The following is a 16655-nucleotide window of genomic DNA, read 5'->3' as shown; positions in this document are numbered from 1 at the left end:
TCCTGGCCGAATTCTGGGAGATGATTTAGTCCGAAGACCCCGATGGCACGGTCTATGCACGTATAGGCGCAGCTAAAACTGATGAATCATGATCTGAGCCGCATAATTCTGGGAGAGTATTCGATGAATTCGCCTCGCAATAAATGGTCCGTTCTTCTCGCCGCAGCGATCCTACAAATAGCGGTCGCAGGCTCCGTGCAAGCGCAAACCGTCGCGATTGGCGCGATCGTCCCCAGCAGTGGACCCTTCGCGGAATGGGGCCGCAGCAACACCGTGACGCTCAAGATGCTGGAGCAGGAAGTCAACAAGGCCGGCGGCATCAATGGCGCCAAGCTGAAGGTCATTATCCTGGATGATGCAACCAAGCCGGCGCAGGCGGCGAGTTCACTGCGCAAGCTGGCCGGCGATGAAAAGGTGATCGCGGTCGCAGGCCCCCTCACCAGCAGCGCCGCCGAGGTGACATTCCCGGTCGCCAACGAGATGAAAGTGGTCTCGATGTCGCAGGCTTCGTCGAAGCCCGGCGTGGCGAAGGCCAACCGTCCCTGGGCTTTCCGCAACACGATCGACGAGTCGATCCTCGCGAAGTCGACGGTGCCCTATTACAAGAAAACCTTCGATATCAAGACCGTTGCCATTATCTTCGACGCCAAGGACGCGACGGCCGCGACCGTGGGCACCAAGATCATGCCCGCGATGATGAAGGACAACGGCATCGCGATCGTCAATGAAACCGATCCGCTATCCTTCAACACCGGCGACCTCGACGTCAGCGCCCAGGTGACGAAGATGAAGTCGCTCAACCCGGACGGCGTCGTTCTGAGCGCGGACTACAGCCAGGCCGTGACGGTGCTGCGCGAGATGAAGCGCCAGGGGTTCATCAAGCCGGTGGTCGGCGCAACGCAACTGATCTCGTCGGCGATCCTGAAAGCGGCGCCCGAGTTGCCGATTGTCGCGCCCGCGACTTTCTACGCCTCGATGACAGGCGGTCTTGCAGCGCCCTTCGTGGCGGAGCTGCAACCGATGCTGCGCAAGGAATCCGGTTTGCCGGCGGAGATCGAGCCCAGCATGTATGACGCGAACATCTACGAGATCGTCAGCATGTATGTCGAAGCCGCCAAAAAATCCGGTGTGACCGGCAAGCCGGAAGACCTTGAAGCGGACCGCACCAAAGTTCGCGATTACCTCGTCAAGCTCGACAACTTCAAGGGATTGGGCGGCCCGATCAGCTTCAACGACGACGGCGATGCCATCAAGGCCTTCTATGTGCTGCAGGGCCAGAATGGCGCCTGGACGACCAAGGTGCAGGGATGCAGTTCGGTGCCGGGTCATCCGGCCTGCTGATCGAACGTTTTGATATAGCCCGGCGAGAGCAGGCGTCTCCATGCTTCTGCAGCAACTGGTGAATGGCGTGACCTTGGGAGCAGTCTATACGCTGCTCGCACTGTCTTTTTCCATCGTGATGGGCATTCTGGGCATCCTGAACCTCGCGATCGCCGAACTCTTCATGATCGGCGGCTATCTCGGATTCGCCGTCATCACCGCGCATCTGTCGTTGCCGGTCGCCGTGGCTGCCGGCATGGCGGGGGCCGCGGCCATATCCGCCGTGATCGAGAAGATCGGCTATGAGCCGCTGCGCGATGCGCCGCTGGTCACGCCGATGCTGAGCACGCTCGGCTTTTCGATCATTCTCCAGAACATCGCGACCAATATGTGGGGCTCTGATCCCCTGCAATTGCCGGATGAATTCCTCGGCGGGCGTATCGCTCTTGGACCGGTCAGCATTGGCGAGCTGCAATTGATCGTTATCGGCGTCACGATCGTATTGGTTGCCGTCATGGCCTACATCGTGCAGCGCACGTCGATGGGCCGGGCGCTGCGCGCGGTTGCCGAGAACCGCGACGTCGCGCGCCTGCTCGGCGTCTCCGGCAGCCGGATCACGCTGACCGCGTTCATGATGTCGGGCGCGCTGGCGGGCGCGGCCGGCGTGCTGATTGCAATCCATTATGCGGCGATCACACCCTATGTCGGCGTCGAGATCGGACTGAAGGCAATCGCGGTGATGGTGATCGGCGGCACCAGCCGAATCTGGGGCGCGCTGCTGGCAGGTCCGCTGATCGGCATCGCGGAAGTGCTCACCGTCGCCTATGGCGGCTCCCAGATCAGGGATTTCGTGGTCTACGGATTCATGATCGCGATCCTGCTGTTTCGCCCGCAGGGTTTGCTGGGCGGCAGCGGTGCGGATCAGGGGCAGCGGGTGTGATGTCGACCTATACCGCGAGCCTGCTGGCGGATGTGGGCATTCTCACGCTCGGCGCGCTGAGCGTCTACGTCATCCTGGCGACCGGCCAATTGTCACTCGGCAATGCCGGCTTCATGGCGATCGGGGCTTACCTGGCCTCCTATTTGACCGTGGTCGCAGGCGTGCCGCTAACATCGGCTTTGGTGATCGCGGCCCTCTGCTCAGGGATCATCGGCGTGATGATCGGATTTCCCGCGCTGCGGCTAAAGGGAATCTTTCTCGCGATGGCGACGCTGGGGTTTGGCGAGATGATCCGCAGCCTGTTTCTCAACCTTGAGATCACCGGCGGTGCAGGCGGCTTTCATGGCATGGCCCATGTGTCGGTCACCTATGTCTGGATCTGGGTCGGGCTGATACTGGTTCTGGTCTGGCTGATGGAATCGTCCCGGGCCTGGCTCGAGATGCGCGCGGTCGCCGACGACGAGACGGCGGCCAATCTGATCGGTCTCAACACGACCATGACCAAGATCGGCGCGTTCGGCATGAGTGCCGCGGTAGCGGCGGTGTCCGGCGGGTTGTTCGCGCATCATCATGTCTATATCGAGCCCGGCAATTTCGGATTCGAACGCTCGATCGATTTCGTTCTCGCGGTCATTCTCGGTGGATCGACCATCGGCGCGGGATCGCTCGTCGGCGCCGCATTGCTGGTTCTGCTGCCCGAACAATTGCGCGCGCTCGACGATTGGCGGCCCGCGGCCTTCGGCGCCCTGCTCATCATTGTGCTGCTGATCCGGCGACAGGGAATTCTGGACCGCTCGCTGCTTCGTCGTTTTACATTTCGCAAGCAGGCAGCATGAGCGCGCCTCTTCTTCAATTGAGCGATGTCACCAAATCCTTTGGTGGGATCAAGGCTCTTTCGGGATTGTCCTGCGAGGTCCGCCAAGGCCAGATCGTCGGCGTGATCGGCCCCAACGGCGCCGGCAAGACCACGTTGTTCAACGTCATCACCGGCGCCTACCGCGCCAATAGCGGTGACGTAAATTTCGACCGGCAGCCAATCACGCATTGGCGGCCGTACCGGATCGCGCGGGCCGGCGCGGTGCGCACGTTCCAGAACATCCGGCTATTTTCCAGCATGACCGTCTGGGAACATTTGCTTGTGGCGCAGCCCGGCCGTGGCGCGCTGTGGCGCAGGGCCTTGCCGACGCGTTGGGCCGATGGCGCCGCCATCGCACGTGCCGAAGAGGTGCTTGAATTCTTCGGGCTCAAGGACGTACGCAACCAAATCGCGCGCTCGCTGTCCTATGGCACGCAGCGCAAGGTCGAAATGGCGCGCGCGCTCACGGCCAACCCCCGGCTGCTGCTGCTCGACGAGCCAGTGGCGGGCATGAATCACGACGAGGCCGAGGACATTCGTCGCCTGATGCTGCGCCTGCGCGATGGCGGCCTCACGATTCTGCTTATCGAACACGACATGGGTTTCGTGATGAACCTGTGCGATTATCTCTACGTGCTGGATTTCGGCGTGTTGATTGCAAAGGGATTGCCCGCTGAGATTCAATCCGATCCGATCGTGATGGACGCCTATCTCGGAAAGGAAGCGTGATGCTCGCAATCCGCGGCCTCGGGGTTCAATATGGCGCCGTGACCGCAGTGCGCGAGATCGATCTCGATATCCGCGAGGGGGAAATCGTGGCGCTGCTCGGCGCCAATGGTGCGGGCAAGACCACGATTGCGCGCGCGATCGCCGGCCTGCTGCCGTTTCGCGGCGAGATCAGTTTCAGGGATCAGGTGCTGAAACCCAATTCGGCCGAGCACAATCTGCGCGCTGGTATTTCGCTGGTGCCGGAGGGACGTGGCATCCTGGCGCGCATGACGGTCGAAGAAAACCTGCTGATGGGCATCTATTGCCGGACCGACCGGCGGGCGGCGACGGCGGATGTCGGTCAGATGTTCGAACGCTTTCCAATATTGAAGGAGAGACGCAGCCGATTGGCCAGTCTGCTTAGCGGCGGCGAGCAGCAATTGCTGGCGATTGCGCGGGCGTGCCTGTCCAAGCCTCGCCTGCTGTTGCTGGACGAACCATCGCTCGGCCTCGCGCCGAAAATGACCGATTATGTGTTCAGCATGATCGGCAATCTGAGATCAGAGGGCCTGACCATCATGCTGGTGGAGCAGAAAGCGCGCCAGACGCTCAAATTTGCCGACCGCGCCTATGTGCTCGAAACCGGACGCATGGTGATATCCGGGACAGCGAGCGAGCTGGCCGGAAATGCCGCGGTATCCGAAGCCTTCCTTGGCGGAGGCACGAAGCCGCCCCATCATGCCAACTAGCACCTGCTTGGATACGGACCTATTTGGCCGAACGCGCCGTCGCCGTCGGCGAGGTATATTCCAGCAGGTTGATCGCCTGATCCGCAGCCTCGACCAGTCCGGACATGATCTTGCGCAGCCGCTCAAAATCCTTTGCGGAAAGGCTGCTGAACAAGAGATCATTGGACGGCCGCTGCACCGGCGCCAATTCGTTGAGAAGCGCGCGCGCCTTCGGCGTGATCGTGAGCACGACGCGCCGGCGGTCAACGGGGTCGGTTTCCTTTTCAACCAGCCCCGCCGCCACCAGCTTGTTGATTTCGATCGTGATGAACGCCCCGCTGAAATGCAGATGATCCGCGACAAGGTTGACGCCGACCCGCTCGTCGCCTCCGTGAAGGTGGGCGATCGCAATCAGGACCGTGTATTGCGTGCCGGAAAGACCGATCACCTGCCCGAGCAGGCTGCGGACCTGCTGCAGCCGCGCCGAAAAGGCCAGCGTATCATGGATGAATTGGCGGAAGGCCTGGTCGGAATTATCGACCAGCAATTCGGGCCGGGAAACCGTGGGTTGCGGCGCGACCGGTCGAGATCTCGATTTCTCAGCCATTCGATTCCTGCTCGGCCGATTCCGCTCGGCGGTTGCGATTTTGTAGCGAGCGATCAGCGCCGGAACAAGTTGCGTCGGGCCCTGCATCGCGGGCCATTACACTTGACAGCAATCGATGCACAAATCAATATAGCTTTGTTATAAAGCTAATTCTGCAGCCCGATCATCGAGGCCGACCATGATCAAGACCGGTGAACAGCATCTCGCGAGCCTGCGCGACGGCCGCGAAATCTATCTCGACGGCGAGCGCGTTGCGGACGTCACGGTTCATCCGGCCTATCGCGGTGCGGTCGCCTCCATCGGCCACATGTTCGATTTCCAGAGTGCGCCCGAGAACCGCGAACTGATGACGTTCGAAACCGAAACAGGCACGCGCGCCAACAGGATCTGGCAGTTGCCGGCCAGCTATGACGAACTCGTGGTGCGGCGTAAGGGGCTTGAGGCCTGGACGGAACTGCATGCCGGTTTCATGGGGCGCGCGCCTGACCACGTCGCGTCCTGTATCTCCGGCATGTTCATGGGACTCGATGTGTTCGAGGCCTACGATCCTGCCCGCGCCAAGGCGCTTGCGGACTATTATCGCCATGCGCGCGACAATGATCTCTACCTCACCTATGTGATCATCAATCCCCAGGCCGATCGCTCCAAGAGCGCGGCCCAGCAGGCCGATCCCTATCTGACCGCAGGGGTCGTTGACCGCGACGCCGCCGGCTTGACGATCCGGGGCGCCAAGATGCTCGCGACCGGCGGCATCATGGCCAATGAAGTGTTCGTGACCTGCATCCAGCCGCTGCAGGCGGGCGACGAAAAATACGCCCTCTCCTTTGCCATTCCGATGAATACCAAGGGTTTGAAAATCCTTTCCCGGAAATCATACGAGGCCGCGGCGCCGTCGGTGTTCGATAATCCGTTGGCCAGCCGCTTTGATGAAAACGACGCCGTGCTTTATTTCGACGACGTCAAGGTACCCTGGGACCGCGTCTTCATCGCCGACAATATCGAGATGTGCCAGAAGCAGTTTCATGCGACGCCGGCCCATGTCTACCAGAACTATCAGGCGCAGATCCGCCTTGCGGTGAAACTGCGGTTCCTGGTCGGCATCGCCCACCGTACCGCCGAGATCAACGGCATCGTCGGCTTCCCGCAGGTGCGCGAAATGCTCGGCCAGCTTTCCGCCGAGGCCAGCATGGTCGATGCCTTCGTGGTCGCGATGGAAACCAAGGGCCTGCAGCGCGGCCGCTATTTCGTTCCCGACCGGCAAATGCTGTACGCGGCACAGACCCTGACGCAGCAACTTTACGCGAAAGTGATCAATACGCTGCGCGAATTGGCGGGCGGCGGAATGATCATGCTGCCCTCCTCTGTGAAAGATTTCGGCAATCCGGAAATTGCCGGCCTGATCGGCAAGACCCAGCAATCCCCGGCCGCGGGCGCGGTCGACCGGGTCAAATTCTATAAAATGGCGTGGGATGCGGTCGGTTCCGAATTCGCCTCGCGCCACGCGCAATACGAGATGTTCTATGCGGGCGCTACCTTCGTTACCAAAGGCCACGCCTTTCGCACCTACGACTGGAAGGCTGCAACAGCGTTGCTCGACCGTATGCTTTCCAGCTATGACCTTGCGGACGAGCTTGCGGCGCAGGCCAATCCGCCTTCCCGCGCCGTCGCCTGACCAATTCGGAGTTACCAATGGCCGTCAACAAAGCCCACGATGAATTCCACACGCTCGACATGTCCAGCGGCTGGGAAACGCCCGTGGGTTATCCTGCCGGTATCCAGCAAAAAATCCTCTCGGGCGCGCTCGATGAGGTGAACAAGCGCGGCAGCCGGACCCGGCTGCTTCGTTTCGCTCCCGGCGTCTACACCACCGCGCCCTTTGTCCATGAGTATTGGGAGGAGGTTTTCCTGTTCTCGGGCGATCTCACCGTCGGCAATGACAAAGAGGGCAAGGGCGGCGAGGCTTTCAAGCCCAATACCTATGCCTGCCGTCCGCCCGGCGCGTTTCACGGTCCGTTCAAATCGGAAACCGGCTGTCTCCTGATGGAGATCCACTATTTCGACCCAGCCTGATGTGGTCTCTTCGTCGGTATGAGCCGTACGCAATCGCCAAAACCAACACGAAACTGGAACGATCATGACGGCTGCTGCAAACAATGACGCTATGGCGCCGACGCATATCGAAACCGATGTCCTCGTGATCGGTGCCGGTGGCGCCGGCATGTATGCGGCCCTCGAAGCCGCAAAAGCCGGTGCCTCGGTCGTGCTGGCGGACCGCAGCCTGATCGGGCGCGGCGGCGCCACTGTCATGGCGCAAATGACCGTCGCGGCGGCGCTCGGCGAACAGACGCCGGATCATTGGGAATATCATTTGTCCGATACGCTGGCGGCCGGACGCGGGCTTTGCGATGAGCGCATGGCAGCGCTGCTGTGCGAGGACGGACCCCGGCGGCTGCGCGAGATGGACGGCTGGAAAGTCGGCTGGGCGCGCGAAGACGGCCACATCAAACAGGCACAGGCGCCGGGCCATGACCGGCCGCGCTGCGCCTATGTCGATTTCCTCTCCACCGGCCCCGCGGTATCGCGCACGCTGCGTACGCAATTGAACAATGCGAACGGTATCCGCCGCATTGGCGACCTCATGATCGTCGATATCGCGCTTCGCAACGGCGAAGCCTGCGGCGCGACCGCGCTGCATCTGACGACCGGACAGGCCGTGACGCTGGCGGCCAAGGCCGTGGTGATCGCGACCGGCGGACTGACCGGGCTTTACCGCCGCAACAGCGCGTCATCCAACATGGGCGGCGACGGCTATGCGCTGGCGCTGCGGGCCGGCGCCGAACTCATCGACATGGAGTTCGTGCAGTTCTTCCCGATCGGGCATCTCGCGCCACGGCTGGTCGGAATGGACCCGATCATGTGGGATCCGTTCCGCTACAAGCTGGGCGGTAAGCTGCTCAACGCCGAAATGCGCGAGTTCGAACAGGATTACGCCACGCAAGACACCCGCAGCGACGGGCGCTACGTGCTGACCCGCGATCTCGCCACCTACGCCATCACACGGGAAGTCGAGGCCGGCCGGGGCAGCCCCGCCGGCGGCGCCTATCTGAGTTTCCAGCATCTGCCAGAGGCCGATATCCGCAGCGCCTTCGGACCCGTGGTGGACCGGCTGGCCGCCAACGGCATCGATCTGGCCAAGCATCCGGTCGAGGTCGCGCCGATCGCTCATTACCACATGGGCGGCGTGCGGGCCGATGAGACACTGCAAACGCGCGTGCCCGGTCTCTACGTCAGCGGCGAGGCCGTCGGCGGCGCCAATGGCGCCAACCGGCTCTCGGGCAACGCGATCACCGAAGCCCTTGTGTTCGGCGCCCATGCCGGCCGCAACGCGGCGCAGCGCGCGTTGCAAAGCTCCTCAACAAAGTGGCAGCCGCAGGCCGCAGGCCCCACGCTTGATCTCTTACGCAGCGCGCACAAACGCGACGTCCCCAATCTCGCAGCGGTCGTTGCCGAATTGAAGGGGCTGATGGCCGACCTGGTCGGACCGTTCCGCACCGAACCGAAGCTGCGTTCGGCCATTAAAGCTATCGAACGGCTGAAGGCCGAAATCGGCGAAGTCCCGGTTTCGTCCGCGGCGGTGTTCGATCCCGTGCTGGTCGACTGGCTCGACCTGCGCAACATGCTGTTGGTCGCGCAATCCGTCACGGTGCCGGCGCTCGCCCGCACCGAGAGCCGCGGCGCCCATCAGCGGGAGGATTATCCCGGCCTCGATGAGAGCTGGGGCGTCAACCAGATTGTGGCGTTGTCGAACGGCAAGATCGAACTCAGCCGCAGTGCACCAGTAACCGGGAGGGCCGCGGCATGAAGGCAACACTCGCCATCCAGCGCGGCGTGCCCGGCGAGACGCCGCGCCTCGAAAGCTTCGAAGTCGCATTCGAGCATGGCCAGTCCGTGCTCGACGGCCTGCGCGCGCTTCGGCTCGTAGCCGATCCCTCGCTGGCGTTTCGGTTCTCCTGCATCAATGCCAACGCCTGCAAGGAATGCATGATGCTGATCGACGGCAAGGTCGATTACGCCTGCACGGTCCGGCTGAAGGAAGGCGTCACGGCGCTGGCGCCATTGCCGAAGAAGGCGCTGATCCGGGATCTCGTCACCGAGATCGCCCCGCCGGACGAACGATTGTGGCCGCGGGCGTAAATCCCGCACGTCTCACTGCTGCTTGAGTCCGGTTCCGATTGAATCAGGACCGGGATTTGGTCTTTTGTTTTGACACGTTTTCTTTACGCGAACCGGTATCCACGTCGCTCGAAACCGCTTTCCGAACGGTCATCACCTGAACCTGCTGGTTGACCGGCGCGGTCGGACGCGCGCCGTCCAGCAATTGCTCCTCGCCCAGACCGATGGCCTGGATGCGCTTTGACGATATTTTGAACGTCGTCACCAGCACGTCACGGATCGCGTCAGCTCTCCGCTGACTTAGCGTCAGATTGACGTCGCGTTTGCCCGTCGATTCGGTATGACCTACAATCAGGAAGCCATACGGCGTTAGCGATGGATCATAGAGCGCATCGGCGATACGCCCGAGCGTCTGGTAGGATTCAGGCCGGATAATCGGAGAGTCCGGATTGAACTTAACATCAACATTGAAGTGCGGCAGCTTGTTCAGTTCTGCCGCAACAAGCGGCCGCCTTAGCGGCGGACCGTCCGCCTTCGACTTGACGCGCTCAAAGGCGCGCTGGCGCATCGCGACGATATCCAAATCTGGACTGGAATCCAAACCGGCGAGCTGACTGACCATGCTATCGGCCGTGATCGCATCCTGCGAATACGCCGGGATGACAACTACCGCCAACATCATGGCGGATCCCGCCAGCAGGCCGATACCGCGCAGGCCATTGATGTCAGATCGCATCAGCGATACCCCGCTTCGCGAACCGCCTGGACACATTTGGCGCTGACCCCGCGCGTCTTCAACAGGCAGTCGGGAAAACTGGCTGCGCTGCTTTCCGGATCGCCACAAAACTTTGGCTTGTCGCGCTCGCATGCCTTGCCCACCGCCGCGCGCGCGGCCACACGCTTCTGAATCGCATCGAACGCTCTGGCATAGTCGGCCTTGCACTGGGGCGACACGACATCCTGATTGCGGGCGAGGCACTCCTTGAGGCGAACCGGGTCGAGATTAACGCCCAGACAATTGGCGTCGATATCCTTGCCGCAGCTTGCGCCCAATATGGCCGTCGAGCTTTCAAAATTCATCGTCTCCGCCATCGCCGGAGAAGCAATCGCGAGTAGCAGCAAAATCGATCGGCCTAGGATCATGGGGTCATTTCATACGATGAGGTCGTTGACCGTCAAGGCCTCATGAGCAGGCATTCCCGCTCCGACCCGAGCCGAATCAAGGCCAGAGCCGCTTATAACCCGCGTATCGGGTGGGTTTGACAGCTATTTCAGTGTAGATTCCGCATTGCAAACTCCGCGTGCCATTGGATCGGCCGGCCAGCCCCGGCCGCCGCCCTTTTGGCGCGGCCATCGGGAAACACGATTGCCGCACAAGTATTATCATGAGGACAGGCCGCCGGGCTCAGTGCAACTATAAGGCGTTTGGATTTGCGCCATGGGATTCCTCAAGCACACCGTCGAAATCAGCCGGGCCGATCTGACCCGGGACTGTCTCCAGCAGCTCCGACTCTGGCCCGGATGCGAGACGGTGGCCGGCGTTGCCGTCCTCGGCGATCAGCGTGGCCGGTTCACGGTTCATGTCGTCGATTACGGCGCGTCCAGCAAACGAATCGCCGACCGCGCGCTACGTTGCATTCAACGCGAAAAATTGCGGCGCCATCACTTGCGGGCGGACTAAAAAACGCGCGTCGGCGCGTTAAGACGCCAGACTTCGAGATCAACGGGATACCGTTGCTGAATACTTCCTTAGTCGAACAGCGGCATGAAACTGAACACCTGACCGCCGTTGCATTGTCCTCCGATGATCGTCCCGGATCGCGCAAACACCATGCGTTGCACGTAATTTTACGCGGCTCCGATCATTCCTTAAGCCCGAGTTAAGTATGTCGTTCACATTCCGCGAAATTAGCGCGGTCAGCAATCCGCCGCTTACAATCATTTGCTTCAACTAGAGGTTATAAACACAACCAGGGCACAGAATGTTGCCATGCTCGCTTTGATAAACAGAAACGCCACCGTCGATCCCGAGAACTATACCCGAGGAAATCCGATCCACCGGCTGATCGCCGCGGGATTGTTTCTAATGGTGGGAATAGCCGTCGGCACTGCGATCATGATCGGCAGTTTCCGCGAGCGTGCGCTGAAGAACAGCGAGCGTCAACTTGAAAACACCGCTCAGTTGCTCGCTGTCCACTTCGAGCAACTGTTCCGCGACTTCGACGCCGTCCAGATGACGATCAGCCGGCAGATCCAGGCCGGCTTCGATTCTCCCGAAATCTTCAAACAGCAGATGTCGGGCGAGGACACCCACATTATGCTGATGTCGAAAATCAGCGCCTATACCGACCTTGCCGGCATCACCGTGTTTGACGCCGACGGACAGCTCATCAACTCATCGGAGGTATGGCCGGTCGCGAACGTCAACGTCTCCGATCGAAATTATTTCAAGGCGTTCAAAGCCGGCATCGCGCCGACCCAGACCTTGATTGAGCTGTTGCACAGCCGGATATCCCACCAATGGAGCATCGTGGTCTCCCACGCCCTCGTCAGCAATGATGGCAGCTTCCTCGGTGTCATTTCGCGCGGAATCGGACCTGCCAACCTTGAAGCCTTCCTGGCCACCGTCTCGCTTGCCGACGGCGAAGCGATCTCGATCGTTCATCGGGACGGCACCCTGCTGGCGCGGTATCCGCATATCGATGCGATGATCGGACGCAGTTTCAAACAGGCGCCCGTCTTCCAGCAGGTCCTGTCGCATTCGGATCACGGCACCATCCGCCTGACCAGCACTGTCGACGGCAAGGACCGTATTGCCGCGATCCAGTCGCTGGCAAACTTCCCGCTGTCGGTCATTGCGGCATCGACCGTGTCGGTGGTGCTTTCCGACTGGTATGAACAAGTCCAGTTCCTGGTCATCGCAGCGGCACTGTCGATGCTGGTGATTGCCGGCATACTCGGCCTGATCGTCCGGCAGCTATCCCGGCAACATCAATTCCTGCTTCAAAAACAGGCGCTGGAAAAACAGCGGCTCGATATCGCCGTCAACAACATGACACACGGCCTGTTGCTGTTCGATTCGTCGGCACGACTCGTGATCTGGAATCAGCGCTATGTCGATATGTACGGGATGTCACCCGATGTGCTGAAGCGAGGCGCGAACTTTCGCGACATCGCCACGCATCGCAAGCAGATGGGATCTTTTGAGGGCGATATCGACGAATATTGTGCCGCCCTTCAGCACGACAAGTTGTTCGTCACTATCATAACGACCGCCGCAGGCCGGATCATTCAGATCGCGAATAATCCGGTGGCGGGTGGCGGCTGGGTATGCACCCACGAGGACATCACGGAGCGCAAACAGTCGGACCAGCGGATCGCCCATATGGCGCATCACGACGCCCTGACCAATCTGCCAAACCGCGTGCTGTTTCGCGAGCATCTCGAGCGGCAGCTTGTCGGGATTAAGTCCGGCGAGCAGCTGGCCGTGCTCTATCTGGACGTCGACGAATTCAAGAGCATCAACGATTCGCTCGGCCACATGGTCGGCGATGAATTGTTGAAGGCCATGGCCGCAGCATTAAGCAGTTGCGTAAGGGGCCATGGCTTCGTTGCGAGACTGGGCGGCGACGAATTCGCGATCGTTCAACCCGCCATAAGCGGCTCGGAAGAAGTCACCAGGCTGGTGACACGGATATACGAAGCGATCCGCCGTCCCTATGAATGTCTCGGTCATCAGCTGGTCGCAGACGCCAGCATCGGCATCGCGCTGGCTCCCGAGCACGGCACCGATCTGGATCAAATCCTGAAGAACGCCGACCTCGCGATGTATAGCGCCAAGGCGGCCGGGCGGCGCACCCACCGCTTTTTCGAGGCAGACATGGACACCCGCGCGAAAGCGCGCCGTGCGCTGGAATTGGATATGCGCCAGGCCATCGTCGATGGTGGCTTCGAGCTGCATTATCAGCCTATCGTCAGCCTCCAGGACAACACGATCACGGGCTGCGAAGCGCTGTTGCGCTGGCGGCATCCGGAACTCGGGATGATCTCGCCGGTGGACTTCGTTCCAGTGGCGGAAGAGACCGGTCTTATCAACCAGCTCGGCGAATGGGTGCTGTTCACGGCCTGCGCCGAAGCCGCGACCTGGCCTGACGGCCTCAAGGTGGCGATCAACGTTTCGCCGGTTCAATTCAAAAGCAGTGGCCTGGCGCTACGGGTCGTCGAAGCGCTCGGGAAATCCGGCCTCGCAGCCAACAGGCTGGAACTCGAAATTACCGAAGCGGTCCTGATTCGCGATGACGACGCCGCACTCGCGATCCTGCATCAGCTCCGGGCCATCGGGGTTCGGATCGCGCTGGATGATTTCGGCACCGGCTATTCGTCGCTGAGCTACCTGCAACGCTTTCCGTTCGACAAGATCAAGATCGACCGCTGCTTTGTCAGCGATATCACCGAACCCGGCGTCTCCTCGTGCATCGTTCAGGCCGTCGTGAATATCGCCGCGGCCCGCGACATGACGACGACGGCGGAGGGTATCGAAACGGAGCAGCAGAGAGAGCTGCTTCGCGCGCTCGGCTGCACCGAGATGCAGGGCTGGCTGTTCAGCGCAGCGAAGCCGGCGGCGGAACTGAAGCAATTGATATGTGCGCACCGCGCGCGCAAGGCCGCTTAGGGCCAAGACCAAGGCCACCGAACGCCCTGGCCTTCCCTCCCGGACAAGACTCCAATCCGCTTCAGCGCGCGACAGGCGGCGGCGCTGCGGCCGTGTACCAGTCGGCGAGCTGGCTGCCTGTGAAAAATCCGACGTCGGGCGACGCCGTCAGCAAGTCAACAGCGCTGGAATCATGCGCCCAACCGCGGAACCAGCCGCGTCGCATTTCCGCTTTCGATCGCCAGGAGGTCACCAGGTGGCAACGCCATCTTCCTGATCGTTTCGATCTGACTGACCGGAAAGTAAGGATAATCCGAGCCGAACGTAATCTGCGTCGCCGGCACGAGTTCGCGCAGCGCCGCCATCGTCGGCGCACTGGTGGCGTTCGCCGTATCGTAATGGAGCCGGCGAAGCTCCGTGATGATGCCGTCCGGCGCGAAGCTGCCGGCCGTTCCTACCCGCTGGCTATAGAATGCATCGATCCGGCCGGCGAGCATCGGAACCGTTCCGCCCGCATGCGAGAACAGCCACTTGATGTCGCGCAGCCGCGCCAACGTGCCGCTCAGAAGCAGACTGGTGACCGTTCGCGTCGTGTCATGGGGCACTTCGATCACTGCCGGGAAAGCACCGACACTGAGCTGCCCGCAGCAGGCGGCCACCAGCGGGTGGACATAGACCACGGCCTTGCGCCGGTTGAGTTCTTCGAAAATCGGCTTGTAGGATTCGTGGCCGAGCCACTTGTCGCCGTAATTGGTCTGCAGGCCGACGCCGTCGGCCTTGAGGGTATCGAACGCGTATTCGATTTCCTTCAGGGTCGCATCGGTGTCGAGCATCGACAGCGTCGCGAACAGGCCGAAGCGGCCCTTGTAGTCGCGCACCATCTCCGCGCCGTATTCGTTGCAGCTTCGCGCCATCTTCGACGCATTGGACGCATCGAGGTCGAACCACAGGCCGGGCGTGGACGCCATCGAAAGCACGGCGCTGTTGACCCCGTTTTTATCAAGCTCCTCCACGCCTTTTTCGCGCGACCAGCCGACCTGGTTGGCGAAATGCGGAACCTTGTGCGCGTCTTCCCAATCGAGCCAGGCCTTCTGGTAGGCCGGCGGATAGAAATGGTGGTGGGTATCGATGACCTTGTGGGGGGCGCCCTGCGCATGCACGCGGCAGTTCGGCAGCAAACAGGACGCGCCGAGCGCGGCGGCGCCGGCGAGAACATGGCGCCGCGACAGCGCCGAATGAGATGAAACATTGTCCGTCACAGCATTCGACGGTGCACTCACGCCAGTCATTTAGCCCCCCTAGTTTGGTTCGAAGATGGTTTTTATTGAATCCCTTTTAGACGACAAATGGCCGTCGTGAACGTATCAATGTGCACGGAAAGCGCCAATCCCGCTACTTCAATGGTCACTTTTTAGTGCCTTGTTAGTGTCTCGTCAGCGCCCTGCAGCCCCTGCCAGAAGCGACCTCGCAATTACGACCTTCTGCACGTCAGAAGCCCCCTCATAGATGCGAAGCGCGCGTATTTCCCGGTAAAGCGTCTCGACCGGATGGCCGGAGCGCACACCGTCGCCGCCGTGAATCTGCACCGCGGTATCGATCACCCTTTGGGCCGCTTCTGTTGCGTATAGCTTTGCCATCGCGGCTTCGCGTGTGACGCGCGGCGCCCCCATGTCCTTGGTCCAGGCGGCACGGTAAATCAGCAGCGCCGCCGCATCGATCTCCAATGCCATGTCGGCGATGTGCCCCTGGATCATTTGCAGTTCAGCCAGCGGCGCGCCGAACAACTGACGATGCGTAACCCGCCTGACGGTCTCGGCCAGCGCGCGCCGCGCAAAGCCCAGCGCCGCGCCGCCCACCGAGGTGCGAAACACGTCGAGCGTGCCCATCGCGATCTTGAAGCCCTGGCCTGACGTGCCGATCAACGCATCCGCAGACACGCGGCAATTGCTGAATGTCAGGCGCGCCAGCGGATGCGGGGCGATCACCTCGATGCGCTCGGCGATCGCCAGCCCGGGGTTGTCAGCCTCGACGACGAAAGCCGAAAGACCGCGCGCGCCCGGCGCCTCGCCGGTGCGGGCGAACACGACATACAAATCCGCAATGCCGCCGTTCGAGATCCAGGTCTTTTCGCCGTCGAGGACGTAGCCATTGCCGTCCCGGCGCGCCGATGTCGTCATGTTGGCCACATCGGACCCTGAACCGGGCTCCGACAGCGCAAAGGCGGAAATCGTCTTCCCCGCACGTGTGCGGGGCAGCCACCGCGCCTTCTGCTCCCGATCGCCAAATAGCGAGATCGGCCCCGCACCCAGGCCCTGCATGGCAAAAACAAAATCCGCCAGACCCGAATGACGAGCCAGGGTCTCCCGTATCAGGGCGAGCGTCCGGACGTCGATACTCCCTGAGTCCTCGCCGGGCGCGGTGTATTTCAACCAGCCATCTTCGCCGAGTTTCGCGACCAACTCGCGGCAGGCTTTATCGACGTCGAGGTGATGATTGTCCCCCGCCAGATTGTTCTCTGCCCAAAGCTCAAGACCGGAAGCGATCGATCGATGGCGGTCTTCGAGGAACGGCCACTGCAGGAAGCTTTGGTCTCTCATCGGTCAGTTCCCTTCCAGGATTTGCCTTCAGCACGACCAAGAAGATAGCGCATAGCGCCTTGACCGGCTTTTATG

The 16655-nt window shown here is 61.3% G+C and carries 16 protein-coding genes; 11 read left to right on the top strand and 5 right to left on the bottom strand.

All coding sequences use genetic code 11. The features are described 5' to 3' along the window. Nucleotides 1-123: 123 nt before the first annotated feature. The 5 genes from HB676_RS03760 to HB676_RS03740 are packed head-to-tail and all read left to right on the top strand — an operon-like array spanning nt 124 to nt 4573. Nucleotides 124-1341, top strand: a complete 1218-nt coding sequence (locus HB676_RS03760) for an ABC transporter substrate-binding protein (RefSeq protein ID WP_213736328.1) — start codon at nt 124-126, stop codon at nt 1339-1341. Between the two features lie 40 nt (nt 1342-1381). After that, nucleotides 1382-2260, top strand: a complete 879-nt coding sequence (locus HB676_RS03755; RefSeq protein WP_213736327.1) for a branched-chain amino acid ABC transporter permease — start codon at nt 1382-1384, stop codon at nt 2258-2260. After that, entirely contained in the window at nt 2260-3096 is an 837-nt protein-coding gene (locus HB676_RS03750) for a branched-chain amino acid ABC transporter permease (protein ID WP_213736326.1), read from the top strand. The genes HB676_RS03755 and HB676_RS03750 overlap by 1 nt, the downstream gene beginning before the upstream one ends. Next, a complete protein-coding gene (locus tag HB676_RS03745; RefSeq protein ID WP_213736325.1) occupies nt 3093-3845 on the top strand; it encodes an ABC transporter ATP-binding protein in 753 nt (250 codons plus the stop codon). The genes HB676_RS03750 and HB676_RS03745 overlap by 4 nt, the downstream gene beginning before the upstream one ends. Next, nucleotides 3845-4573, top strand: coding sequence for an ABC transporter ATP-binding protein (locus HB676_RS03740; RefSeq protein WP_213736324.1), 729 nt, complete (start codon nt 3845-3847; stop codon nt 4571-4573). The genes HB676_RS03745 and HB676_RS03740 overlap by 1 nt, the downstream gene beginning before the upstream one ends. Nucleotides 4574-4592: 19 nt before the next feature. Here the strand turns inward: HB676_RS03740 and HB676_RS03735 are convergent, their stop codons facing one another. After that, a complete protein-coding gene (locus HB676_RS03735; protein WP_213736323.1) occupies nt 4593-5159 on the bottom strand; it encodes a MarR family winged helix-turn-helix transcriptional regulator in 567 nt (188 codons plus the stop codon). 178 nt (nt 5160-5337) lie between these two features. On the opposite strand from HB676_RS03735, the gene HB676_RS03730 reads away from it, so the two are divergent. From HB676_RS03730 to HB676_RS03715, 4 genes are all read left to right on the top strand, one after another. Further along, the gene (locus tag HB676_RS03730) at nt 5338-6831 is read left to right on the top strand and encodes a 4-hydroxyphenylacetate 3-hydroxylase N-terminal domain-containing protein (protein ID WP_213736322.1); all 1494 of its coding nucleotides are present in this window, start codon (nt 5338-5340) and stop codon (nt 6829-6831) included. 17 nt (nt 6832-6848) lie between these two features. After that, a complete protein-coding gene (locus tag HB676_RS03725) occupies nt 6849-7229 on the top strand; it encodes a cupin domain-containing protein (protein WP_213736321.1) in 381 nt (126 codons plus the stop codon). A 64-nt stretch (nt 7230-7293) separates the two neighbouring features. Further along, nucleotides 7294-9021, top strand: a complete 1728-nt coding sequence (locus tag HB676_RS03720) for an FAD-binding protein (protein WP_249780045.1) — start codon at nt 7294-7296, stop codon at nt 9019-9021. After that, entirely contained in the window at nt 9018-9353 is a 336-nt protein-coding gene (locus HB676_RS03715) for a 2Fe-2S iron-sulfur cluster-binding protein (RefSeq protein WP_213736320.1), read from the top strand. Before HB676_RS03720 ends, HB676_RS03715 begins: the two co-directional genes overlap by 4 nt. Nucleotides 9354-9396: 43 nt before the next feature. Here HB676_RS03715 and HB676_RS03710 read toward each other — a convergent pair whose 3' ends face one another. Further along, nucleotides 9397-10068, bottom strand: a complete 672-nt coding sequence (locus HB676_RS03710; protein ID WP_249780044.1) for an OmpA family protein — start codon at nt 10066-10068, stop codon at nt 9397-9399. Beyond that, nucleotides 10068-10475 carry a hypothetical protein gene (locus HB676_RS03705; RefSeq protein ID WP_213736319.1) on the bottom strand — a complete coding sequence of 136 codons (408 nt, stop codon included), beginning with the start codon at nt 10473-10475 and terminating at the stop codon, nt 10068-10070. Before HB676_RS03705 ends, HB676_RS03710 begins: the two co-directional genes overlap by 1 nt. 295 nt (nt 10476-10770) lie before the next feature. Between HB676_RS03705 and HB676_RS03700 the strand changes: the two genes are divergently transcribed. Both HB676_RS03700 and HB676_RS03695 read left to right on the top strand, forming a co-directional pair. Then, nucleotides 10771-11013 (top strand): hypothetical protein, encoded by a 243-nt coding sequence (locus HB676_RS03700; protein ID WP_213736318.1) that lies wholly within the window; start codon nt 10771-10773, stop codon nt 11011-11013. A gap of 309 nt (nt 11014-11322) precedes the next feature. After that, nucleotides 11323-14004: an EAL domain-containing protein gene (locus HB676_RS03695; protein ID WP_213736317.1), complete on the top strand. Its 2682-nt coding sequence runs from the start codon at nt 11323-11325 to the stop codon at nt 14002-14004. Nucleotides 14005-14174: 170 nt separating this feature from the next. Here HB676_RS03695 and HB676_RS03690 read toward each other — a convergent pair whose 3' ends face one another. After that, nucleotides 14175-15272 carry an amidohydrolase family protein gene (locus HB676_RS03690; protein WP_213736316.1) on the bottom strand — a complete coding sequence of 366 codons (1098 nt, stop codon included), beginning with the start codon at nt 15270-15272 and terminating at the stop codon, nt 14175-14177. Between the two features lie 144 nt (nt 15273-15416). Next, nucleotides 15417-16580, bottom strand: coding sequence for an acyl-CoA dehydrogenase family protein (locus tag HB676_RS03685; protein WP_213736315.1), 1164 nt, complete (start codon nt 16578-16580; stop codon nt 15417-15419). Between the last annotated feature and the right edge of the window lie 75 nt (nt 16581-16655).

It is taken from the genome of Bradyrhizobium sp. dw_411 (assembly GCF_018449695.1).
Lineage (GTDB): Bacteria > Pseudomonadota > Alphaproteobacteria > Rhizobiales > Xanthobacteraceae > Bradyrhizobium.
Note: the sequence above shows the minus strand (reverse complement) of the source record. Positions and strands in the feature narration are given on the sequence as shown.

Bases quoted from the DNA above. Each gene is read 5' to 3' on its own strand.
- HB676_RS03735 (WP_213736323.1), bottom strand. From the start codon at position 5,159: ATGGCTGAGAAATCGAGATCTCGACCGGTCGCGCCGCAACCCACGGTT.
- HB676_RS03755 (WP_213736327.1), top strand. From the start codon at position 1,382: ATGCTTCTGCAGCAACTGGTGAATGGCGTGACCTTGGGAGCAGTCTAT.
- HB676_RS03705 (WP_213736319.1), bottom strand. From the start codon at position 10,475: ATGATCCTAGGCCGATCGATTTTGCTGCTACTCGCGATTGCTTCTCCG.
- HB676_RS03700 (WP_213736318.1), top strand. From the start codon at position 10,771: ATGGGATTCCTCAAGCACACCGTCGAAATCAGCCGGGCCGATCTGACC.
- HB676_RS03685 (WP_213736315.1), bottom strand. From the start codon at position 16,580: ATGAGAGACCAAAGCTTCCTGCAGTGGCCGTTCCTCGAAGACCGCCAT.
- HB676_RS03695 (WP_213736317.1), top strand. From the start codon at position 11,323: ATGCTCGCTTTGATAAACAGAAACGCCACCGTCGATCCCGAGAACTAT.
- HB676_RS03740 (WP_213736324.1), top strand. From the start codon at position 3,845: ATGCTCGCAATCCGCGGCCTCGGGGTTCAATATGGCGCCGTGACCGCA.
- HB676_RS03720 (WP_249780045.1), top strand. From the start codon at position 7,294: ATGACGGCTGCTGCAAACAATGACGCTATGGCGCCGACGCATATCGAA.
- HB676_RS03710 (WP_249780044.1), bottom strand. From the start codon at position 10,068: ATGCGATCTGACATCAATGGCCTGCGCGGTATCGGCCTGCTGGCGGGA.
- HB676_RS03690 (WP_213736316.1), bottom strand. From the start codon at position 15,272: ATGACTGGCGTGAGTGCACCGTCGAATGCTGTGACGGACAATGTTTCA.
- HB676_RS03715 (WP_213736320.1), top strand. From the start codon at position 9,018: ATGAAGGCAACACTCGCCATCCAGCGCGGCGTGCCCGGCGAGACGCCG.
- HB676_RS03725 (WP_213736321.1), top strand. From the start codon at position 6,849: ATGGCCGTCAACAAAGCCCACGATGAATTCCACACGCTCGACATGTCC.
- HB676_RS03745 (WP_213736325.1), top strand. From the start codon at position 3,093: ATGAGCGCGCCTCTTCTTCAATTGAGCGATGTCACCAAATCCTTTGGT.
- HB676_RS03750 (WP_213736326.1), top strand. From the start codon at position 2,260: ATGTCGACCTATACCGCGAGCCTGCTGGCGGATGTGGGCATTCTCACG.
- HB676_RS03760 (WP_213736328.1), top strand. From the start codon at position 124: ATGAATTCGCCTCGCAATAAATGGTCCGTTCTTCTCGCCGCAGCGATC.
- HB676_RS03730 (WP_213736322.1), top strand. From the start codon at position 5,338: ATGATCAAGACCGGTGAACAGCATCTCGCGAGCCTGCGCGACGGCCGC.